At 49.5% G+C, this 6,083-nt stretch carries 1 tRNA gene and 3 rRNA genes; all 4 read left to right on the top strand.

The annotated features are described in order from the left end of the window. Positions 1–474 precede the first annotated feature (474 nt). The 4 genes from ACH0QE_RS06215 (at position 475) to rrf (ending at position 5,624) form a co-directional block, all read left to right on the top strand. Positions 475–1,994: ribosomal RNA gene (locus ACH0QE_RS06215) — 16S ribosomal RNA — on the top strand. 168 nt (positions 1,995–2,162) lie between these two features. Continuing rightward, positions 2,163–2,238 (top strand) — tRNA-Ala (locus tag ACH0QE_RS06220). A 131-nt stretch (positions 2,239–2,369) separates the two neighbouring features. Next, positions 2,370–5,432: ribosomal RNA gene (locus ACH0QE_RS06225) — 23S ribosomal RNA — on the top strand. A 76-nt stretch (positions 5,433–5,508) separates the two neighbouring features. Beyond that, positions 5,509–5,624, top strand: a 5S ribosomal RNA gene (gene rrf, locus ACH0QE_RS06230). The 16S, 23S and 5S rRNA genes sit together here with 1 tRNA gene alongside, the layout of an rRNA operon. The last annotated feature ends 459 nt before the right edge of the window (positions 5,625–6,083 follow it).

Genomic DNA, 6,083 nt, shown 5'->3' on the forward strand with positions numbered 1-6,083 from the left:
GTAATATATGAAGGGATTTAGGGTTGAAATGGAATAATTTACAAGGATATAAGCTGTTGATTTCATAGAAAAACTATGGTATAGTATATCTTGTCCTTGAGACAGCAGGGGTTGGTCATCAGCCCTTCATTTTTTACTGAAATACATGTTGACAAGAGATGCGATACATGATATAGTTAATATCTGCTCAAGAAGAAATACGATAGAAATTACCAACAAAAAGCAGCTTGACATAAGCGCAAGATTAGTGTAACATAATAAGAGTCAACACGAGAGGTTGACCAATGAAAACGTTACCATATTTGGTCTTTGAAAACTACACAGTGTAAGAATTAAGCCAGCATAATTACAGTTAAATGTTGGAGGTTGAAGGTTGAATGTTCTAGGGAATGTTTTGAGGGGTTAAACCTAAAAGATAGACCCGAAAACATATAACATTAAACATACAACATGCAACAGTGTTTTCGAAATTTTTTTATTGAGAGTTTGATCCTGGCTCAGGATGAACGCTGGCGGCGTGCCTAACACATGCAAGTCGAGCGGGGTTGTGGAGAAGCTTGCTTCGAAGCGACCTAGCGGCGGACGGGTGAGTAACGCGTGGGTAACCTGCCCTATACAGGGGGATAACACACCGAAAGGTGTGCTAATACCCCATAATACTGGAGTATCGCATGATACATCAGTCAAAGATTTATTGGTATAGGATGGACCCGCGTCTGATTAGCTAGTTGGTGAGGTAATGGCTCACCAAGGCGACGATCAGTAGCCGACCTGAGAGGGTGATCGGCCACACTGGAACTGAGACACGGTCCAGACTCCTACGGGAGGCAGCAGTGGGGAATATTGCACAATGGGGGAAACCCTGATGCAGCAACGCCGCGTGAGCGATGAAGGCCTTCGGGTCGTAAAGCTCTGTCCTATGGGAAGAACAAATGACGGTACCATAGGAGGAAGCCCCGGCTAACTACGTGCCAGCAGCCGCGGTAATACGTAGGGGGCAAGCGTTATCCGGAATCACTGGGCGTAAAGGGTGCGTAGGCGGTCGACAAAGTCTGGGGTGAAAGGCTACGGCTCAACCGTAGTAAGCCTTGGAAACTTGTTGACTTGAGTGCAGGAGAGGTAAGTGGAATTCCTAGTGTAGCGGTGAAATGCGTAGATATTAGGAGGAACACCAGTGGCGAAGGCGACTTACTGGACTGTAACTGACGCTGAGGCACGAAAGCGTGGGGAGCAAACAGGATTAGATACCCTGGTAGTCCACGCTGTAAACGATGAGTGCTAGGTGTCGGAGCCGACAGGCTTCGGTGCCGCAGCTAACGCATTAAGCACTCCGCCTGGGGAGTACGCTCGCAAGAGTGAAACTCAAAGGAATTGACGGGGACCCGCACAAGCAGCGGAGCATGTGGTTTAATTCGAAGCAACGCGAAGAACCTTACCAGGACTTGACATCCTCCGCATTACCAGTAACGTGGGAAATCCCTTCGGGGACGGAGAGACAGGTGGTGCATGGTTGTCGTCAGCTCGTGTCGTGAGATGTTGGGTTAAGTCCCGCAACGAGCGCAACCCTTGTCTTTAGTTGCCAGCAAGTAAAGTTGGGCACTCTAGAGAGACTGCCGGGGATAACTCGGAGGAAGGTGGGGATGACGTCAAATCATCATGCCCCTTATGTTCTGGGCTACACACGTGCTACAATGGCTGGTACAACGGGCAGCGAACCCGTAAGGGGGAGCAAATCCCAAAAGCCAGTCTCAGTTCGGATTGTGGGCTGCAACTCGCCCACATGAAGTCGGAGTTGCTAGTAATCGCGGATCAGAATGCCGCGGTGAATGCGTTCCCGGGTCTTGTACACACCGCCCGTCACACCATGGGAGTTGGTGGCACCCGAAGTCAGTTGCCCAACCGCAAGGAGGGAACTGCCGAAGGTGAAATCAATGACTGGGGTGAAGTCGTAACAAGGTAGCCGTATCGGAAGGTGCGGCTGGATCACCTCCTTTCTAAGGAGCATGGCGTATTCTTACACTGTATAGTTTTGAGAGACCAAGCGTCTTTCAGACGGTACGCGGTCCACGGGACCCGGTGTCACGGAATCTATAGAGACCCTATAGATAGACCTAACTCACCGGTAACCGAACACCGAGCAGCGAATAACTTAATTTCCATGTGGGGGTATAGCTCAGCTGGGAGAGCACCTGCCTTGCACGCAGGGGGTCAAGAGTTCGATCCTCTTTACCTCCACCACAAATGTACCTTGAAAACTGAACAATGAACAAAGAGAACAGCGGCTAACAGCTACCAGCTGCCGGCTACCAGTAAAAAAACTGGTGACTGGGGACTGGAGACTGGAAGCCAAAATAACTATACAATTTTCTGGTCAAGTTACTAAGAGCATAGGGTGAATGCCTTGGCACCAGGAGCCGATGAAGGACGTGGTAAGCTGCGATAAGCCTCGGGGAACCGCAAGCAGGTTTTGATCCGGGGATTTCCGAATGGGGAAACCTACTTAAGTAAAGCTTAAGTACTCATTACTGAATCAATAGGTAATGCAGAGGCATACCAGGGGAACTGAAACATCTAAGTACCCTGAGGAAGAGAAAGAAAACTCGATTCCCTAAGTAGCGGCGAGCGAAAAGGGATTAGCCCAAACCAGAAGGTTTTCCTTCTGGGGTTGCGGATATGTTCACAAAGGAAGTGGCTATTGTAGTCGAAGCGGTCTGGAAAGGCCCACCATAGGAGGTAATAGTCCTGTAGGCAAAACAAGAAGACTTCTGAACATAATCCAGAGTACCACGAGACACGTGAAACCTTGTGGGAAGCAGGGGGGACCACCCCCCAAGGCTAAATACTACCTGGTGACCGATAGCGTATAGTACCGTGAGGGAAAGGTGAAAAGAACCCCGGGAGGGGAGTGAAAGAGAACCTGAAACCCTATGTTTACAAGCAGTGAAAGTCCTTTATATGGACGATCGCGTACTTTTTGTAGAACGGGCCAACGAGTTACGGTATGCAGCAAGGTTAAGCTGTTATGCAGCGGAGCCGCAGCGAAAGCGAGTCTGAATAGGGCGAATGAGTTGCATGCCGTAGACCCGAAACCGGGTGACCTATCCATGGGCAGGATGAAGCGGAAGTAAAATTTCGTGGAGGTCCGAACTCATTAGTGTTGAAAAACTACGGGATGACCTGTGGATAGCGGAGAAATTCCAATCGAACTCGGAGATAGCTGGTTCTCCCCGAAATAGCTTTAGGGCTAGCCTCAAAGAATGTGATACGGAGGTAGAGCACTGAATGGTCTAGGGGCCCTCACCGGTTACCAAAACCTATCAAACTCCGAATGCCGTAATCATTACTTTGGGAGTCAGACTACGTGAGATAAGTTTCGTGGTCAAAAGGGAAACAGCCCAGACCGTCAGCTAAGGTCCCTAAGTACAGGTTAAGTGGAAAAGGATGTGGGATTGCACAGACAACTAGGATGTTGGCTTAGAAGCAGCCATTCATTCAAAGAGTGCGTAATAGCTCACTAGTCGAGTGATCCTGCGCCGAAGATTACCGGGGCTCAAACCTGTCACCGAAGCTACGGCTTGTCATGGTACAAATGGTATTTTCAGATCAAACCCTACGGGGTGAAGTAAGCTTTGTTGAAACTTCTGAGCTCCGCTCAAGAAGCGAAGAAGATTCAACCAGATTGTCAAAAAGCTAAAACCAAATCTGAGACTAGCATTTGTGCCATGACAGGGGTAGGGGAGCATTGTATGCGGGCTGAAGTCATACCGTAAGGAGTGGTGGACTGCATACAAGAGAGAATGTTGGCATGAGTAGCGAGAGGTGGGTGAGAATCCCACCCGTCGAAAGCCTAAGGTTTCCTGAGGTAGGTTCGTCCACTCAGGGTTAGTCGGGACCTAAGCCGAGGACGAAAGTCGTAGGCGATGGACAACAGGTTGAAATTCCTGTACCACCAAAGATCGTTTGAGCAATGGGGTGACACAGGAGGATAGGTTAAGCGCACCGTTGGTTGTGTGCGTCTAAGCATTTAGGGAGTTAGGATTGGCAAATCCGTCTTAACAATTCTGAGATGTGATGGGGAAGCGACATTATCGTCGCGAACTTACTGATTCCACACTGTCAAGAAAAGCCTCTAGTTAGATTAAGGTGCCCGTACCGCAAACCGACACAGGTAGGCGAGGAGAGAATCCTAAGACGAGCGAGAGAACTATTGTTAAGGAACTCGGCAAAATGACCCCGTAACTTCGGGAGAAGGGGTGCTCATTTGGGTGAATAGCCTAGATGAGCCGCAGTGAATAGGCCCAGGCGACTGTTTAGCAAAAACACAGGTCTCTGCGAAGCCGCAAGGCGAAGTATAGGGGCTGACGCCTGCCCGGTGCTGGAAGGTTAAGAGGAGGGGTTAGCTCACGCGAAGCTCTGAATCGAAGCCCCAGTAAACGGCGGCCGTAACTATAACGGTCCTAAGGTAGCGAAATTCCTTGTCGGGTAAGTTCCGACCCGCACGAAAGGCGTAACGATCTGGGCACTGTCTCAACGAGAGACTCGGTGAAATTATAGTACCTGTGAAGATGCAGGTTACCCGCGACAGGACGGAAAGACCCCGTGGAGCTTTACTGTAGCCTGATATTGAATTTTGGTACAGCTTGTACAGGATAGGTAGGAGCCTGAGAAACCGGAGCGCCAGCTTCGGTGGAGGCGTCGGTGGGATACTACCCTGGCTGTATTGAAATTCTAACCCACGCCCCTGATCGGGGCGGGAGACAGTGTCAGGTGGGCAGTTTGACTGGGGCGGTCGCCTCCTAAAGAGTAACGGAGGCGCCCAAAGGTTCCCTCAGAATGGTTGGAAATCATTCGCAGAGTGTAAAGGCACAAGGGAGCTTGACTGCGAGACCTACAAGTCGAGCAGGGACGAAAGTCGGGCTTAGTGATCCGGTGGTTCCGCATGGAAGGGCCATCGCTCAACGGATAAAAGCTACCCCGGGGATAACAGGCTTATCTCCCCCAAGAGTCCACATCGACGGGGAGGTTTGGCACCTCGATGTCGGCTCATCGCATCCTGGGGCTGTAGTCGGTCCCAAGGGTTGGGCTGTTCGCCCATTAAAGCGGTACGCGAGCTGGGTTCAGAACGTCGTGAGACAGTTCGGTCCCTATCCGTCGTGGGCGCAGGAAATTTGAGAGGAGCTGTCCTTAGTACGAGAGGACCGGGATGGACGCACCGCTGGTGTACCAGTTGTCTTGCCAAAGGCATCGCTGGGTAGCTATGTGCGGACGGGATAAGTGCTGAAAGCATCTAAGCATGAAGCCCCCCTCAAGATGAGATTTCCCATAGCGCAAGCTAGTAAGAACCCTGAAAGATGATCAGGTTGATAGGTCAGAGGTGGAAGCGCGGTGACGTGTGGAGCTGACTGATACTAATCGTTCGAGGACTTAACCAAAATAGATTACTCGTTTCTTCTTATTCTTCTGACAACATTATCTAGTTTTGAGGGTGCAAATCCTCGAACCAAATAGTCTGGTGGCGATGGCGAGAAGGTCACACCCGTTCCCATACCGAACACGGAAGTTAAGCTTCTCAGCGCCGATGGTAGTTGAGGGTTTCCCCCTGTGAGAGTAGGACGCCGCCGGGCACACGAAAGAACAGCTGTTATAGCTGTTCTTTTTTTGTATGCCAATCTATAGATGCATTTTCAATCAAAATTTGCAAGACGTTGCAGTAACTGATCTAACCTGCTTTAGGACAAGTTTAGAGATGAAGTATGCAAAGTAGTTATCTGAACCTGGTTCATCTTCGGACAGGTTTGGAGTCAAAGGATTAAAAGCTGTCAGAACATGAGGCAACTTCAGACAGGTTTAAAGGATAAGGGTGAAAAGTTGTCAGAACGTGAGACAACTTCAGACAGGTTTGGAGGAAAAGAAGGAAAAGTTGTCAGAACATGAGACAACTTCAGACAGGTTTTGAGGAAAAGAAGAAAAAGTTGTCAGAACATGAGGCAACTTCAGACAGGTTTAAAGGATAAGGGTGAAAAGTTGTCAGAACATGAGACAACTTCAGACAGGTTTGGAGGAAAAGAAGGAAAAGTTGTCTG

The organism is Mesobacillus sp. (assembly GCF_047739415.1).
GTDB lineage: Bacteria > Bacillota > Bacilli > Bacillales > Cytobacillaceae > Mesobacillus.